The 14,522-nt window shown below is 70.6% G+C and carries 12 protein-coding genes and 1 riboswitch; of the genes, 6 read left to right on the forward strand and 6 right to left on the reverse strand.

Going from position 1 to position 14,522, the window contains the following annotated elements:
- Positions 1-241: 241 nt before the first annotated feature.
- A riboswitch (cobalamin riboswitch) is annotated at positions 242-440 on the forward strand.
- A 142-nt stretch (positions 441-582) separates the two neighbouring features.
- Together metE and ACFVAV_RS06690 are read left to right on the forward strand one after the other, a co-directional pair.
- Entirely contained in the window at positions 583-2,838 is a 2,256-nt protein-coding gene (gene metE / locus ACFVAV_RS06685; protein ID WP_379031059.1) for a 5-methyltetrahydropteroyltriglutamate--homocysteine S-methyltransferase, read from the forward strand.
- Between the two features lie 183 nt (positions 2,839-3,021).
- Positions 3,022-4,446, forward strand: coding sequence for a short-chain fatty acyl-CoA regulator family protein (locus ACFVAV_RS06690; protein WP_379031062.1), 1,425 nt, complete (start codon positions 3,022-3,024; stop codon positions 4,444-4,446).
- Positions 4,447-4,449: 3 nt separating this feature from the next.
- Here ACFVAV_RS06690 and recG read toward each other — a convergent pair whose 3' ends face one another.
- Together recG and ACFVAV_RS06700 are read right to left on the reverse strand one after the other, a co-directional pair.
- Positions 4,450-6,714 carry an ATP-dependent DNA helicase RecG gene (recG, locus tag ACFVAV_RS06695; protein WP_379031065.1) on the reverse strand — a complete coding sequence of 755 codons (2,265 nt, stop codon included), beginning with the start codon at positions 6,712-6,714 and terminating at the stop codon, positions 4,450-4,452.
- On the reverse strand, positions 6,714-8,549 hold the full coding sequence (locus ACFVAV_RS06700) for a DAK2 domain-containing protein (RefSeq protein ID WP_379031067.1): 1,836 nt from the start codon (positions 8,547-8,549) through the stop codon (positions 6,714-6,716). The genes recG and ACFVAV_RS06700 overlap by 1 nt, the downstream gene beginning before the upstream one ends.
- A 305-nt stretch (positions 8,550-8,854) precedes the next feature.
- On the opposite strand from ACFVAV_RS06700, the gene rpmB reads away from it, so the two are divergent.
- The 3 genes from rpmB to ACFVAV_RS06715 all read left to right on the forward strand — a co-directional run bounded on the left by rpmB (position 8,855) and on the right by ACFVAV_RS06715 (position 10,387).
- Positions 8,855-9,046: a 50S ribosomal protein L28 gene (gene rpmB, locus ACFVAV_RS06705; RefSeq protein ID WP_011210730.1), complete on the forward strand. Its 192-nt coding sequence runs from the start codon at positions 8,855-8,857 to the stop codon at positions 9,044-9,046.
- A gap of 81 nt (positions 9,047-9,127) precedes the next feature.
- Positions 9,128-9,589: a GNAT family N-acetyltransferase gene (locus tag ACFVAV_RS06710; RefSeq protein WP_379031070.1), complete on the forward strand. Its 462-nt coding sequence runs from the start codon at positions 9,128-9,130 to the stop codon at positions 9,587-9,589.
- A 9-nt stretch (positions 9,590-9,598) separates the two neighbouring features.
- Positions 9,599-10,387, forward strand: a complete 789-nt coding sequence (locus ACFVAV_RS06715) for an enoyl-CoA hydratase/isomerase family protein (protein WP_379031073.1) — start codon at positions 9,599-9,601, stop codon at positions 10,385-10,387.
- Between the two features lie 7 nt (positions 10,388-10,394).
- Here the strand turns inward: ACFVAV_RS06715 and ACFVAV_RS06720 are convergent, their stop codons facing one another.
- The 3 genes from ACFVAV_RS06720 to ACFVAV_RS06730 are packed head-to-tail and all read right to left on the reverse strand — an operon-like array spanning position 10,395 to position 12,395.
- The gene (locus ACFVAV_RS06720) at positions 10,395-10,646 is read right to left on the reverse strand and encodes a hypothetical protein (RefSeq protein WP_378849454.1); all 252 of its coding nucleotides are present in this window, start codon (positions 10,644-10,646) and stop codon (positions 10,395-10,397) included.
- A gap of 49 nt (positions 10,647-10,695) precedes the next feature.
- A complete protein-coding gene (locus ACFVAV_RS06725; RefSeq protein WP_379031076.1) occupies positions 10,696-11,379 on the reverse strand; it encodes a uracil-DNA glycosylase in 684 nt (227 codons plus the stop codon).
- An 11-nt stretch (positions 11,380-11,390) separates the two neighbouring features.
- Positions 11,391-12,395: a thiamine-phosphate kinase gene (locus tag ACFVAV_RS06730; protein ID WP_379031816.1), complete on the reverse strand. Its 1,005-nt coding sequence runs from the start codon at positions 12,393-12,395 to the stop codon at positions 11,391-11,393.
- A 95-nt stretch (positions 12,396-12,490) separates the two neighbouring features.
- On the opposite strand from ACFVAV_RS06730, the gene ACFVAV_RS06735 reads away from it, so the two are divergent.
- Positions 12,491-13,327, forward strand: coding sequence for a DUF3515 family protein (locus tag ACFVAV_RS06735; RefSeq protein ID WP_379031079.1), 837 nt, complete (start codon positions 12,491-12,493; stop codon positions 13,325-13,327).
- A gap of 99 nt (positions 13,328-13,426) precedes the next feature.
- Here the strand turns inward: ACFVAV_RS06735 and ACFVAV_RS06740 are convergent, their stop codons facing one another.
- Positions 13,427-14,521 carry a D-alanine--D-alanine ligase family protein gene (locus ACFVAV_RS06740; protein ID WP_379031082.1) on the reverse strand — a complete coding sequence of 365 codons (1,095 nt, stop codon included), beginning with the start codon at positions 14,519-14,521 and terminating at the stop codon, positions 13,427-13,429.
- Position 14,522: the final 1 nt, after the last annotated feature.

Raw genomic sequence — 14,522 nt, forward strand, 5'->3', positions numbered from 1 at the left:
CGCAAGGTCGCTTCGCCACAATCTTCACACCGTATACCCGCCCACCTGCGAAGTTGCGTTCATCCGGCCGTCACATCTCACCGTGGCGACCGGTTGGCGGTGCGCCCGCAACGTGCAGGTCACGCCGGGTGGGCCGGACGGGGCGGTAGCTGGCACCGCCTGCGAGGCCCTATGCTGAGTGATGCAGCTGGTTCGTCTGCGCGGTGGAAGAGTCGGAGCCCCGACCTCCCGCGCCGGCGTCGAAACCCGGGTGCGCGTCACTGCGCGCCGGGTGAAGAGGGAACCCGGTGGGAATCCGGGACTGTCCCGCAGCGGTATGCAGGAACGACCGCCGTCATCAGCACTGGGCACGATGCCTGGGAAGCGACGGCCAGTAGGTCGGTCGATCACACGACCGGTGCCCGCGAGTCCGAAGACCTGCCGACTGTGCCGGATACGCCGTATCCGGCGGCCACCGCCTCGTGGATCGGGCGCGCTGACCACCTGTGCCGACCCGTCGTGTCAACGCGACGGGTCCCTCCGGTGTCGGTGTCTGCCCGCAGTAAGGCGACGGCTCTCCCTGCACGACACTGGAGAATCTCCGTGACTGTTTCCCACACCCCGTTCACCGCAACGGTTCTCGGCCTTCCTCGGGTCGGCCCGAACCGGGAACTCAAGCGCGCCACCGAGTCCTACTGGGCGGGCCGCACCGACGCCGAGCACCTGCACACCGTCGGCCGCGAACTGCGCCGCGCGCAACTCACCGAACTCGCCGCCGCAGGCATGGATTCCGTGCCGGTCGGTACCTTCTCCTACTACGACCAGGTCCTCGACACCGCCGTGCTGCTCGGCGCGCTGCCGCCACGGGTCGCGGGCATCGCCGATCCGCTGGACCGCTACTTCGCCGCCGCGCGCGGCACCGACACCGTCGCGCCGCTCGAGATGACCAAGTGGTTCGACACCAACTACCACTACCTGGTGCCCGAGATCGACGCGGCCACCACGTTCTCCCTGCACCCGGAAAAGCTGCTGGCCGAACTGGCCGAGGCGATCGAACTCGGCCTGCCCGCCCGTCCGGTGGTGATCGGCCCGCTCACCTTCCTGAAGCTGGCCAAGGCCGCCGACGGTGCCGCCCTCGACCGCCTGCCCGAGCTGCTGCCGCTGTACCTGGACCTGCTGGCCCAGCTGGCTGGCGCGGGTGCGCGGTGGGTACAGATCGACGAGCCCGCACTGGTCACCGACCTGACCGAGGCCGAGATCACGCTGGTGCGCGAGACCTACACCGCGCTCTCGGCTGCCCAGGACCGCCCGGCGATCCTGGTCGCCACCTACTTCGGGCACCCCGATGCGGCGCTGGCGGCGCTGGCCGACACCGCGATCGAGGGTGTCGCCCTCGACTTCACCGGGGGCACCGAAGTCGCCGCCGTTCCGGCGCTGGCCCGCAAGCTGCTGGTCGCCGGTGTGGTCGACGGCCGCAATATCTGGCGCACCGATCTCGACGCCGCGCTGGGCACCCTGGGCACCCTGCTGGGCAGCGCCGACACGGTGGCCGTGGCGAGCTCGTGCTCGCTGCTGCACGTGCCGTACTCGCTGGCTCCCGAGACCGGGCTCGACGAGCGGCTGCGCTCCTGGCTGTCCTTCGGCGCGGAGAAGGTCGCCGAGGTGCGGGTGCTGGCCACCGCCCTCACCACGGGCACCGACGCGGTCGCCGACGAGCTGGCCGCGGCCCGCGCCGCCGCCGGCTCGCGCCGCACCGACCCCCGCCTGCACGACGAGCGGGTGCGGGCCCGGCTGGCCGCTCTGGACGAGAACGACCTGAGCCGATCGCCCGCCGACGAGCGTCGCGCGCTGCAGCGCGATCACCTCGACCTGCCGGTACTGCCGACCACCACCATCGGCTCCTACCCGCAGACCTCGGCCATCCGCCTGGCCCGCGCCGCGCTGCGCAAGGGCGAGATCGACCAGGCCGAATACGTGCGCCGGATGCAGACCGAGATCGCCGACGTGATCACCCTGCAGGAGCAGCTCGGCCTCGACGTGCTGGTCCACGGCGAGCCCGAACGCAACGACATGGTGCAGTACTTCGCCGAACTGCTCGACGGTTTCGCCGCCACCGAGAACGGCTGGGTGCAGTCCTACGGCACCCGCTGCGTGCGCCCGCCGATCCTGTTCGGTGACGTCTCGCGCCCCGAGCCGATGACGCTGTCGTGGATCGGCTACGCCCAGTCGCTGACCGCCAAGCCGGTCAAGGGCATGCTCACCGGCCCGGTGACCATCCTGGCGTGGTCGTTCGTCCGCGACGATCAGCCGCTGGCCGACTCGGCCCGCCAGGTGGCGCTGGCGATCCGGGACGAGACCGTCGACCTGGAGGCCCAGGGTGCGCGGATCATCCAGGTCGACGAGCCCGCCCTGCGCGAGCTGCTGCCGCTGCGCGCGGCCGAGCAGCCCGCCTACCTGCGCTGGTCGGTGGACGCGTTCCGCCTGTCCACCGCGGGTGTCGCCGACACCACCCAGGTGCACACGCACCTGTGCTACTCGGAGTTCGGTGAGGTGATCTCGGCGATCGCGGGCCTGGACGCCGATGTCACCTCGATCGAGGCGGCGCGCTCGCACATGGAGGTCCTCGACGACCTGAACGCGGCCGGTTTCGCGCTCGGGGTCGGCCCCGGTGTCTACGACATCCACTCCCCGCGGGTCCCCTCGGTCGAGGAGATCACCACCTCGCTGGCCGCCGCACTGAAAGCGGTGCCCGCGGAGCGGCTCTGGGTGAACCCCGACTGCGGTCTCAAGACCCGTGGCCCGGTGGAAGTCGAGGCGTCACTGCGCAACCTGGTGGCGGCGGCCGCCGCACTGCGCTGAGCAGACCGCTGCCCCGGACGGAGCGAATCCGTCCGGGGCAGCGAGTCCCATCTGCCCCCATCGACCCCCTTCGCACGTTACGCACCAGTAGTCACAGATAAATTCCCTTGCAGGACTGGACTTCTCCCCGGACAAACGCCGTTTCGAGCGAACATTGCGAACCCGGAGAGTTAGGATCTCGGCGTGCGGAAGATGTACGCGGGGGCCAGGCTACGACGGCTACGTGAAGAACGACGGATGACTCAGGCGGCGCTCGCGAAATCGCTGGATCTCTCGCCCAGCTATCTCAATCAGCTCGAGCGCGACCAGCGCCCGCTCACCATTCCCGTTCTGCTCAAACTGAACTCGACCTTCGATCTGGATGTACAGTTCTTCGCCGCCGATTCCGACGCCCGGCTGGTCTCGGACCTGCACGAGGTGCTGGTCGAAGCCGCGGGGGGCGGCGATACCGCGCCGATCACCGAGGTCGAGGAACTCGCGACCCGGCTGCCCGAAGTGGCGCGGATCGTCATCGCGATGCACCGGCGGTTGCGCGCGGCCACCGATCAGCTCGATCTGCTGTCGTCCCGGGTCGACACGCCCAGCGGCGCGCCGGGCACCCCGATGCCGTACGAAGACGTGCGGGACTTCTTCTACGACCACCGCAACCACATCTCCACCCTCGATCACGCGGCCGAGCAGCTGTTCGAGGAATCCGGGTTGAGCATCGGCTCGCTGGATCGCCAGCTGGCCAGGATCGCCGAGGAACGCGCCGGCGTCACCGTGCTGGTCCGCGGCGACGGCGCCGACCCGACCATCCCGAAACGGCATTACGACCCCGATACCCGCACGCTCACCCTGGCCAGGCGGCTGCGTCCCGGCCAGCGTGCCTTCCAGATCGCCGGCACCCTCGGCCTGCTGCTCTACGGTCGCGAGATCGACAATGTGCTCGCCGAGTCCAGGGCGCTCACCGGCGAATCCCGCACCCTGGCCAGGGTCGGGCTGGCCAACTATTTCGCGGGCGCGCTGATCCTGCCCTACGGGCGCTTCCTGCGCTCGGCCGAGGAACTGCGCTACGACGCCGATCTGCTCGGCCTACGGTTCGAGGTCGGTTTCGAAACGGTCTGCCACCGGCTCAGCACCCTGCAACGGCAGGGTCAGCGCGGTGTCCCGTTCTTCCTGGTCCGCACGGACCGGGCGGGCAATATCTCGAAGCGCCAGTCCGCCACCGCGTTCCATTTCTCCCGGGTCGGCGGCAGCTGCCCGCTGTGGGTCACCCACGAGGCGTTCGCGCATCCGGGCCGGATCCTCACCCAGATCGCGGAGATGCCCGACGGGCGCCGCTATCTGTGGATCGCCCGCACCACGCCGGCCAGCGCCCAGGGGTTCGGGGCGGCGTCGAAGAACTTCGTCATCGGCCTCGGCTGCGATATCGAATACGCCGACCGGCTGGTGTACTCCCAGGGCATGCAGCTCGACGACCCGCAGGTGGCGGTCCCGATCGGGGCCGGCTGCAAGGTGTGCGAGCGGCCCTCGTGCCCGCAGCGCGCGTTCCCGCAGATCGGGAGGCCGCTGGCGGTGGCCGAGCACACCAGCACCGATCTGCCGTATCCGCGCCTGCCGCGCTGAGCGTCAGGACTTCGCGAGGTACTCGATGCGTTCGCCGTCGACGGCGGCGTCCATCATGCCCGCCAGACCGGGATGCTTCACCAGGCCGGGGTCGTCGGCGACGACCTGCCTGGCCAGCTCCTGGGCGGCGGTGATCACCTCGAGATCGTCGAGCAGCGACAGCAGGCGCAGCGAGCGAGCGGTACCGGACTGGGCCGCGCCCAGCACGTCACCCTCGCGTCGCTGGCGCAGATCGAGCACCGAGAGTTCGAAGCCGTCGGTGGTCGCGGCCACCGCCTCGAGCCGTGCCATCGCCGTCCCGCCGGGCGCGGCATCGGTGACGAGCAGACACAGGCCGGGATGTTTGCCACGGCCGATCCGGCCGCGCAGCTGGTGCAGCTGACTGACGCCGAACCGGTCGGCGTCGACGATCACCATCACCGTCGCGTTCGGCACGTCGACACCGACCTCGACGACCGTGGTGCAGACCAGGACATCGATGGCGCCGTCGTTGAACTGACGCATCACCTGGTCCTTCTCGTCGGCGGGCAGCCGGCCGTGCAGCAGGCCGACCCGGACTCCGGCCAGCGGTCCCGCGCTCAGCGTCTCGAACATGTCGACCGCCGCCTGGGTGGTCGGGCCTTCCTTCTCCTGCGCCGATTTCTTGCCCTTGGCAGGCGGGGCCTCGGGGTCCTCGCCGATGCGCGAGCACACCACGTACGCCTGCCTGCCCGCGCCGACTTCCTCGAGAATGCGTTCCCAGGCCCGGTCCACCCAGCCCGGATGCAGTTTGCGCGGAACGACTTTCGACACGATCGGCGAGCGGCCCCGCGGCAGCTGGGTGAGCGTGGAGGTCTCCAGGTCGCCGAGGGTGGTCATCGCGATGGTGCGTGGAATGGGAGTCGCGGTCATGACGAGCAGATGCGGGCTGATGCCGCCTTTCGCCTTGGCCCGCAACGCATCTCGCTGCTCGACGCCGAAGCGGTGCTGTTCGTCGACCACCACCAGGCCGAGGTCGAAGAACTCGACCGCGTCCTGGATGAGCGCGTGGGTACCGATGACGATGCCCGCCTCGCCGGTCATCGCGTCCAGCAGCGCTGTTTTCTTCGCCGCCGCCGTCATCGATCCGGTCAGCAGCACCACTTTCGTCGACTGCTCGGCCGCGCCGAGCTCCCCGGCGGTTCCCAGGTCGCCGAGCATCGCCCGCAACGACCGATAATGCTGGGCGGCAAGAACTTCGGTCGGCGCGAGCAGCGCGCACTGCCGACCGGAGTCGACCACCTGCAGCATCGCGTGCAGCGCGACGATCGTCTTGCCCGAACCCACCTCGCCCTGCAGCAGGCGATGCATCGGGCGGGTGCGCGACAGGTCGGCGGCGATCTCGTCGATCACCTGCTGCTGACCCTCAGTCAGTTCGAACGGCAGCCGATCGTCGAAGGCGGCGGCGATGCCGCCGGTGCTCGGCGGGCAGGCGGGGGCGGTGCGGCCCTCGACCTCGTGCCTGCGCTCGGCCAGCACCAGTTGCAGCGCCAGGGCCTCGTCGAAACGCAGCCGGTCCCTTGCCTTCTCGATGTCGAGCTTGTGCTCGGGCAGGTGGATCAGGCGCAGCGCGCCGGAGACCTCGAGGAGGTTGCGTTCCTCGCGCAGGTCGGCGGGCAGCGGGTCCTCGATCGGGTCGAGCTGGTCGAGCACCTGGCGGATGCAGGCCAGCAGGTCCCAGCTCTGTACCTTCGCCGTCGCCGGATAGACCGGGACGAACTCGCGCTCGAAGAACGCCGCGTCCACTCCCCCGGCGCCTTTCGCGCTCTGCGCCAGACCGCGCAGCGCACCGCTGCCGCGCACGGAGGTGAGATCTTCGACCCCCGCCTCGGCCTTGTCGGGCAGGATCAGATAGTCCGGGTGCGAGAGGTTCCAGCGGTCGGGGCGCCACCAGTGCACGGTGCCCGACATCATCGCCCGCACACCCTCTTTCACCAGGTAGCGCACCTTGTCGCCATTGAAGAAGGTGGCCTCGATCGGCCGCGCGGCGCCGGTGTCGAGCTGCACCTTCAGCAGCGAGCCGCGCCGGTTCTTCATCGGGCGCAGTTCGGTTTTGGTGATCCGGCCGATGACGGTGATGTGCGCGCTCTCCTCCGGCTCCTCCTCGGTGAGCGGCTGTCCCTGGGTGGCGTAGCGCGCCGGGTAGTGGCGCAGCAGGTCCTCGACCGTGGTCATGTCGAACGCCTCGGTCAGCCGGTCGGCCGCCTTCACGCCCAGCACGTGGTCGAGCCGGTCACTCAACGTCGCCATCACTCGACCCCTATCTGCACCAGATCCGCTTGCTGCCCACCGGAATACACCACGACCTCGACACCGGGGAAACCGGCCGTCACGTGATCGGCCAGGACCGGGCCCAGCTCGGGGCCCGCGTCGGCGCCCATCAGCAGTGTCACCAATTCGCCACCGAGACCGAGCATCCGGTCCAGCAGGATGCGGCCGGCGCCCACCACATCGGGGTCGATCACCACCACATCGTGGCCGACGAGGCCGAGTCCGTCACCGGGCGAACACATTCCGACCATGGTCAATGCGCGCACCCGGGCCGCCCGCAGTGCGCCCCATCGCGTGGTCGCGGCGGCCTCCGACATCGCGAACGCGTCGTCGACCGCGATCCGCCCGCGATCGTGGACCGCCAGCGCGGCCAGGCCCTGCACCATCGATGCACTCGGCAGCAGCAGGACGTCACGTGACCCGTCACGGGCGGCCACACCGGCGGCAACGAGTTCCTGCGCGGGCAGCGCGCCGTTGGGCAGGACCAGGACTTCCCGGTGCGGCATCGCGCGGATCGCGGTAAGCAGGGCGGTGGTGTCGAGCTGCCGGTCGCCGCGCAGCACCACCGCGCCCGCGTCTTCGAACAGGCGCGCGGCCGCCGCGCCGGACGCCACGGCGAGGATGCCGCGGTCCGCGAGACCGTCGGGCCGCTGGGCCGGTACCGCGAGATGCTGGTGGCCGTTGCCGTGCGGCACGGCAACGGCGCGGTCCCGGTGGTCCTCGTGGCTCGCCCCGTGGGGCGCGGTCACCGCGAAACTCTCGATGCGGATGCCGGTGACGGTGCCGATCGCGAGTCCGGCTTCGATCGCCGCGCCCGCGTCGCGGCAATGCACGTGCGCCGACCAGGTGTGGTCACCGTCGCCGACCACGACCACCGAATCGCCGAGGACCGCGAGGCGGTCGCGCAAGGTGCCCGCGGCCGTCTGGTCGGCCTCCGCGATCACGTACATGACCTCGAAGTGGGGGTCGGAGGATTGATCGCGGTGGTCGACATCGCCGCTGCGGTCACCGTCGGCGCGTTCGTCACCACTTCTGCGCGGCGGACCGTCGTCCTCGTGATCGCGGGTATAGCTGTGCCGGGCGGGGGCCTCGCCGCAGATCTGGGCCACGAGACAGTCGAGCAGCACCAGCAGTCCCCGGGCGCCGGCGTCGACCACTCCGGCCGCGCGCAGGACGCCCAGCTGCGCGGGCGTCTCGTTCAGCGCACGCGCGGCACCGTCGGCGGCCGACCGGGCAACGGTGGGGAGCGAAGGGTCCGCCGATTCGGCGGCGGCGACCGCGGCGCGGTCGAGGACAGTCAGGATCGTGCCTTCGACCGGGGCACTCAGTCCCGTGCGCACGAGCACCGCAGCCCGATGCAACGCCGTTCGCAACCGTTCACCGGTCAGCGGGCCGTCGACGACCGCCTCGGCGATGCCGCGCAGCACCTGCGACAGGATGATCCCCGAGTTCCCCCGAGCACCGATCGTCGCTCCGCGCGCGAGCGCCTGCGCGACGAGACGTGCGGACGGGCTATCGCCCGCGGCCAGGTCGACTCCTGCGGACGGGTCGGTGGCCACGAGCGCGCCGGCGTCTGCGGTAGCGGGATCGGTGCCGAGCCGATCCCCACTGCCCGTCGGCCCTGGCACCGCCCGCTCAGCGGTGGCGACCGCCGCCCGCACCGTGGCGAGCAGGTTGGTTCCGGTGTCGGAGTCGGCGATGGGGAACACATTGAGCGCGTCGATCTCGGCGCGGCGTAGCTCCAGGTCGGTGCGGCAGGTTCGGGCCCAGGCCAAAAGATCGGCGCCGTCCAGCGCCTCCCGCACGTGCGACACCGCCACCTCGCTCCCGGTTCTGCGTGCCCGCGCGCCGAGCACCGCACGCCAGGTTAGCGGCAGCGGCCGACAGCGGTATGCTGACCACGGACGGGCCCGGCATCCGGGCCGTGCCCGGCGTGTCGACCGGGACACCCGGTTTGGAAGATCACGGCCCGGCCAGCTACCCTTGCAGGGTTGCCTCGTGCGGCCCATCCGGTCTGCGCTGGCCGACGCGAGTCGGCAAGGCATTTGACGACATCAGTTTCCGGTTCAGCGGGCATACGTGCGCCGCTGTCCGCTTATGACATGAAGGAGCTCGCGACATGGCTGCCGTTTGCGACGTCTGCGCCAAGGGCCCCGGTTTCGGGAAGTCGGTCTCGCACTCGCACCGGCGCACCAACCGTCGCTGGAACCCGAACATCCAGACCGTGCGTGCGCAGGTTGCCCCTGGCAACACCCGCCGGATGAACGTGTGCACCTCCTGCCTGAAGGCGGGCAAGGTCGTCCGCGGCTGATTCTCAGCCCGTACATTCTGCCGACAATGCCCCGGCACCCCTCGTGGGTGATCCGGGGCTTTGTCGTCGAGGGGGGCCGAGGTGCCTGACTGGCGGATCGAGGCACTGACCGCCGAGCGCGTCACCGCACTCGCCGCCTGCCACATCGCGAGCTGGCGCGAAGCCTACGACGCACTCGTCCCCGGGCATGTGCTCGCCGGATTCGACCTCGAACGCTCTGCCGCCACCTGGGAACGCCGCCGAACCGACGGAACCCACCGGCTGCCGGTCGCGCTGGCCGGTGACCGGCTGATCGGTTTCGCCGCCGCGACCGACACCGAACTGGAAGCGCTCTACGTCCGCGCCGCCTGGCACGGCACCGGCGTCGCCGACGCCCTGATCGACGCCGCCGCGCCGGGTTCACCGTGCACGCTGTGGGTCTTCGGCGACTATCCGCGCGCGCACGCCTTCTACCGCAGGCACGGCTTCGCCGACACCGGAGTCCGCCGGGTCGACCCGTTCACCCTGCTGCCCGAACAATTGTGGCGGCGCGGCCCTCGCTAGGGTGACGCCATGAGTACCACCGAACCGGTCACCGCCGTCACCCTCGTCGACGGCGTGCTGCAGCTGACGATCGCCACCGCCGCGGCGGGCACCTCGATGAATTTCGACCTGATCAACGCGGGCACCGAAGCCCTGCGCTCGCTCGATTCCGAAGTCGGCGCCGTGCTGCTGACCGGCGCCGGCGCCAATTTCTGCGCGGGCGGCAACGTCCACCACTTCGCCGGTGCCGACGACCGCGGCGCCTACCTCCACCAGCTGGCCACCGAACTGCACGACTTCGTGCGCGCCCTGGCCGCGACCCCCGTCCCGGTCGTCGCCTCGGTGCACGGCTGGGCCGCAGGCGCGGGCATGAGCCTCGTGTGCGCCGCCGACATCGCGATCGGTGGCCCGTCGACCAAGCTGCGCCCCGCCTACCCGGGCATCGGACTGAGCCCCGACGGCGGCATGTCCTGGCTGCTGCCCCGCATCGTCGGTGCGAGCCGCGCCAGGGAAATCCTGCTCACCGACGCCGTGATCGGCGCCGAGGAGGCCGTGCGCCTCGGCATCCTGAGCCGCACCGTCGCCGACGACGAGGTCCGTGCCGAGGCCCTGCGCGTCGCCCAGAACTTCGTCTCCGGCCCCCGCGCCACCTACTCGGCCATGAAAAAGCTGCTGGCCCAATCGCCCATGGCGACCCTGGACCAGCAGCTCGACGCCGAACGCGACAGCATCTCCGCCGCCGCGAACAACAGCACCGGCCGCGAAGGCGTCGACGCCTTCGTTGCCAAGCGCAAGCCCGATTACCTCGGGCTGAACTGAATCAGCCTCAGCAGGCTGCGCCGAGGGCGCTGAAGGTGTTCTGCAGCAGGCAGGTCACCTTCGCGTTCACGCCCGCGGAGATGGTGGAGGTGCCGGTGGAGGTCCATTCCTCACCGATCTGGCTGGTGGCCACCGGCGCGGCCTGCTCGTCGTAGGGCTCGAGTGCCAGCCCGGCCGCGTTGGCCGAGGCGGCGCCCGCGGTGAGGGCGGCGGCGACGGCGGCGGTCGCGACGGCAGCGCGAACGGTCGTGATGTGCATTCGGTTGTGCTCCTTCATCATTTTCTTCTGGTGCGGGCGACGCCCCGGGTCAGGGCAGCCGCCAATCGACTGGTTCGGCGCCGAGTTCGTCGAGCAGTTCGTTGACCCGGGAGAAGGGTCGCGAACCGAAGAATCCACGAGAAGCCGACAGCGGTGAGGGGTGCGCCGATTCGAGGTAGGGGATCTCGGCGTCGGTGAGAGTGGGTTTGAGCGAGCCCGCGTCGCGGCCCCACAGCACGGCGACCAGCGGTTCGTCCCGGGCGACCAGCGCCCGGATCGCCTGCTCGGTGACCGCTTCCCAGCCTTTGCCGCGATGCGAGGCCGGGGTGCCGGGGGTGACGGTGAGCACCCGGTTCAGCAGCAGCACACCCTGATCCGACCACGGGCTCAGGTCACCGCAGCTCGGCGTATCGAAGCCGAGGTCCTTGCTGTACTCGGCGAAGATGTTGGACAGGCTGCGCGGCACCGGCGAAACATCGGGCGCGACAGAGAAACTCAGGCCCATGGCGTGGCCCGGCGTCGGGTAGGGATCCTGGCCGACGATCAGCACGCGCACCGCGTCGAACGGGCGCCGGAACGCGCGGAGCACGTTCTCCCCGGCCGGTAGATAGCCGCGACCCGCGGCGTTCTCCGCGCGCAGGAATTCGCCCATCTCGCTGATCCGGTCTGCGACCGGTTCCAGTGCCCGGGCCCAGCCCGGATCGATGATGTCCGACAGTGGTTTGGCACCCATGACCGCACAACCTATCGTTTCCGGCCGGTGGGTGTGGCGTCCGCCCCACGGAACGATTCCCAGCCGGTGCCGCCGGTGGGCCGCGCACCGTCCACGGTGACGCCGCTGCCTGCGGAAACAACCCCGATCGGCCGCCAGCCGGGTGGCAGCGCCGCACCCGCGGGCCAGGTTCCGGCGAAGGCGTGGTCCTCGCCACCCGCCAGGATCCATTGCGCCGCATCGACATCGAGCAGGTGTGCGACCGCGGTCAGTTCGGGATCGGCCAGCGCCGCGCTGTGCACGTCGACGGCGACCCCCGAGGCTTCGGCGAGATGACCGAGGTCGGCGAGCAGACCGTCGGAAACGTCGGTGAGCGCGTGCGGGATCGAGGCACCGGCCACGTCCAGCACAGCCGCGTACGGCGGCTGCGGAACCCGATGTGCCGCAAGAGCATGCGCGAAGGCCGGATCGGAAGAGTCTGCGCCACCGGACAATACGGCCAGCCCCGCGCCGGACCAGCCGAGTTCGCCTGCGACCGCGACGATGTCGCCTGCCTCGGCACCCGCGCGGGTGATCGCCGCCTGCCCGCCCAGATCACCGAACGCGGTCACCGAGACGACCAGTTGCTCGCTGAGCACCAGATCGCCGCCGGCGATCGATCCGCCCGCGCGCCCCGCCTCGGCCCACATGCCGTCGGCGATACCCTCCACCACCGACACCGGGGTGTCGGCCGGGCAGCCGAGCGCGACCACGAACGCCGTCGGGCGCGCACCCATGGCCACGATGTCGGCGGCGTTCTGGGCGATGGCCTTGCGGCCGATGTCCTCGGGTGCCGACCAGTCGAGCCGGAAGTGCCTGCCTTCGACGAGCATGTCGGTGCTCACCACGAACCGGCCGTCGGGCGCGGCGACCAGCGCGGCGTCGTCACCGGGTCCGAGCAGGACGTGCGCGGCCTGCTCCCGGCCCGCGTTGATCCGCTCGATCAAGGCGAACTCGCCCAGCTCACGCACCGTCTGCGGACGGCTGTCCTCGCTGATGACCGGCCCCTTCCCACTGTGCTGACGACCGACGAAATCGACCCGACGGTACCCTTTCGGAGGCGATCGGACACAACGGAAAGGACACCGACGTTATGGCGGCGGATTCGTCGGACTCGACAGGCACGGACGATCGGGACGACACGTCACCGGCCGGAGACGCTCCTGACACCCCGGCCGAGTCCTCGACGGACGAGCCGACGACCGGCTCGGATGCCGATTCGGCGGCGGACGCGCGCGCCGCATCGACCGACACCGGTTCCGCCGCCGACAGCGACGCGAAGCCGGACGCCGATGCGAACGCAGACACCGACGCAAAGCCGGACGCCGACTCCGACGCGAAGCAGGAGGCCGACTACGAGGTCGATGCGAAGCAGGATGCGGATGCAGACGACGAGGCGTCGGCGCCCTACTCCCCCGCGCTGATCGCCACCGCGGTCGCCCTGCCGATCGTCCTGATCGTCGGCGTCCTCGCAGCCGCCTTCATCGCCCTGCGCGCCCCCGTCGAACGCGAACCCCTCGCCCTCGGCCCGGTCCCCGCCCCCGCCGCCGACGGCCCCGCCTGCCAGGCCCTGCTCCCCGCCCTGCCCGCCGACCTCGGCGACTACACCAAGTCCACCCTGGTCGAACCGGCTCCGCCGGCCACTCGCGCCTGGCAGCACCCCGACGGCGGCGAACCGATCGTCCTGCGCTGCGGCCTGGACCGGCCGCTGGAATTCAACCGCGCGTCCACGCTGACCGAGATCAACGGCGTGCAGTGGTTCCAGGTCCGCGACGAGGTCGGCAAGGTCGGCACCTGGTTCGCCGTCGACCGCGAAACCTACATCGCCCTGACCGTCCCCGACGGCTCAGGAACGGGCGCGATCACCACGGTGTCCGACGTCATCACCGCGAATCTGCCTGCCCGCCAACCGAACCCGGGCGAATTGTAGTTTCGGCGACCGGCGCCAGGAGATCGCGGCGCCGAACCGTGCGACCCGAGTCGCAACCACCACGTTTTCGGCCGCGGCGCCAGCCGCCGAAGACACAGCTCAGCGCAGGCCGGTGCCGCGCGCCACGGCTGTTTCGATCAGCGTCGACACCAGTGCCGGGTAGTCGATCCCGGTCGCTTCCCACATCCGCGGGTACTGCGAGATCGGGGTGAACCCGGGCATGGTGTTGATCTCGTTGATCACCGGTCCGTCCGCGGTGACGAAGAAGTCGACGCGCGCCAGCCCCTGGCAATCCAGCGCGCGGAACGCCGCCACCGACAGCTCCCGGATCTGATCGGCGACCACGTCGTCGAGCTTGGCGGGCACATCGAACTCGCAGACGTCGTCGAGGTACTTGGTGGCGAAGTCGTAGAACTCGGGCGCGGCGGCATCGGCGTCGGGCATCCGGATCTCGGAGACGACGCTGGCCCGCACCTGGCCGTCGGCGAATTCCAGCACGCCGCACTCGACTTCACGGCCGACGATGCCCGCTTCGACGATCACCTTCGGATCGTGCTCGCGCGCCGCGGCGACCGCGGCGTCGAGATCGGCCCAGTCGGTGATCTTGGTGATGCCGATCGAGGACCCACCGCGCGCCGGCTTCACGAACGCGGGCAGTCCGATCCGGGCCCGCTCCGCCTCGGTCAGCGTCGCGGTGCCGGGCCGCAGCACGACCTGCACGCCGACGGGCAGCCCCTCGGCCGCCAGCAATTTCTTGGTGAACTCCTTGTCCATGCCCGCGGCACTGGCCAGCACGCCCGCCCCCACGTAGGGGACGCCGGCTAACTCGAGCATGCCCTGTAAGGTCCCGTCCTCACCGAACGGCCCGTGCAGGATCGGGAACACCACATCGACCCGGCCCAGCGCGGCCGCGGGATCGTCGAGCGCCACCAGCGCACCGGCGCGGCTCGGATCGGCGGCGAGGGTGAGCGCGGTGCCCGCCGCGTCGACCGCGGGCAGCGAACCGTGGCTGAGCGCGAGTTCGCCGATGCCCTCGGCGAGCACCCAGCCGCCATCGGTGGTGATGCCGATCGGCACGACCTCGTAGCGCTCGGGATCGAGGTTGCGCAGCACGCTGCTCGCCGACACACACGAGACGGCGTGCTCGCTGCTGCGCCCGCCGAAAACCACGGCTACCCTGATCCGGTTCGTCATG

This window comes from Nocardia sp. NPDC057663, from assembly GCF_042799895.1.
Classification (GTDB): Bacteria; Actinomycetota; Actinomycetes; order Mycobacteriales; family Mycobacteriaceae; genus Nocardia.

Bases quoted from the DNA above. Each gene is read 5' to 3' on its own strand.
- recG (WP_379031065.1), bottom strand. From the start codon at position 6,714: ATGGCGACGTTGAGTGACCGGCTCGACCACGTGCTGGGCGTGAAGGCG.
- rpmB (WP_011210730.1), top strand. From the start codon at position 8,855: ATGGCTGCCGTTTGCGACGTCTGCGCCAAGGGCCCCGGTTTCGGGAAG.
- ACFVAV_RS06715 (WP_379031073.1), top strand. From the start codon at position 9,599: ATGAGTACCACCGAACCGGTCACCGCCGTCACCCTCGTCGACGGCGTG.
- ACFVAV_RS06720 (WP_378849454.1), bottom strand. From the start codon at position 10,646: ATGCACATCACGACCGTTCGCGCTGCCGTCGCGACCGCCGCCGTCGCC.
- ACFVAV_RS06725 (WP_379031076.1), bottom strand. From the start codon at position 11,379: ATGGGTGCCAAACCACTGTCGGACATCATCGATCCGGGCTGGGCCCGG.
- ACFVAV_RS06735 (WP_379031079.1), top strand. From the start codon at position 12,491: ATGGCGGCGGATTCGTCGGACTCGACAGGCACGGACGATCGGGACGAC.
- ACFVAV_RS06740 (WP_379031082.1), bottom strand. From the start codon at position 14,521: ATGACGAACCGGATCAGGGTAGCCGTGGTTTTCGGCGGGCGCAGCAGC.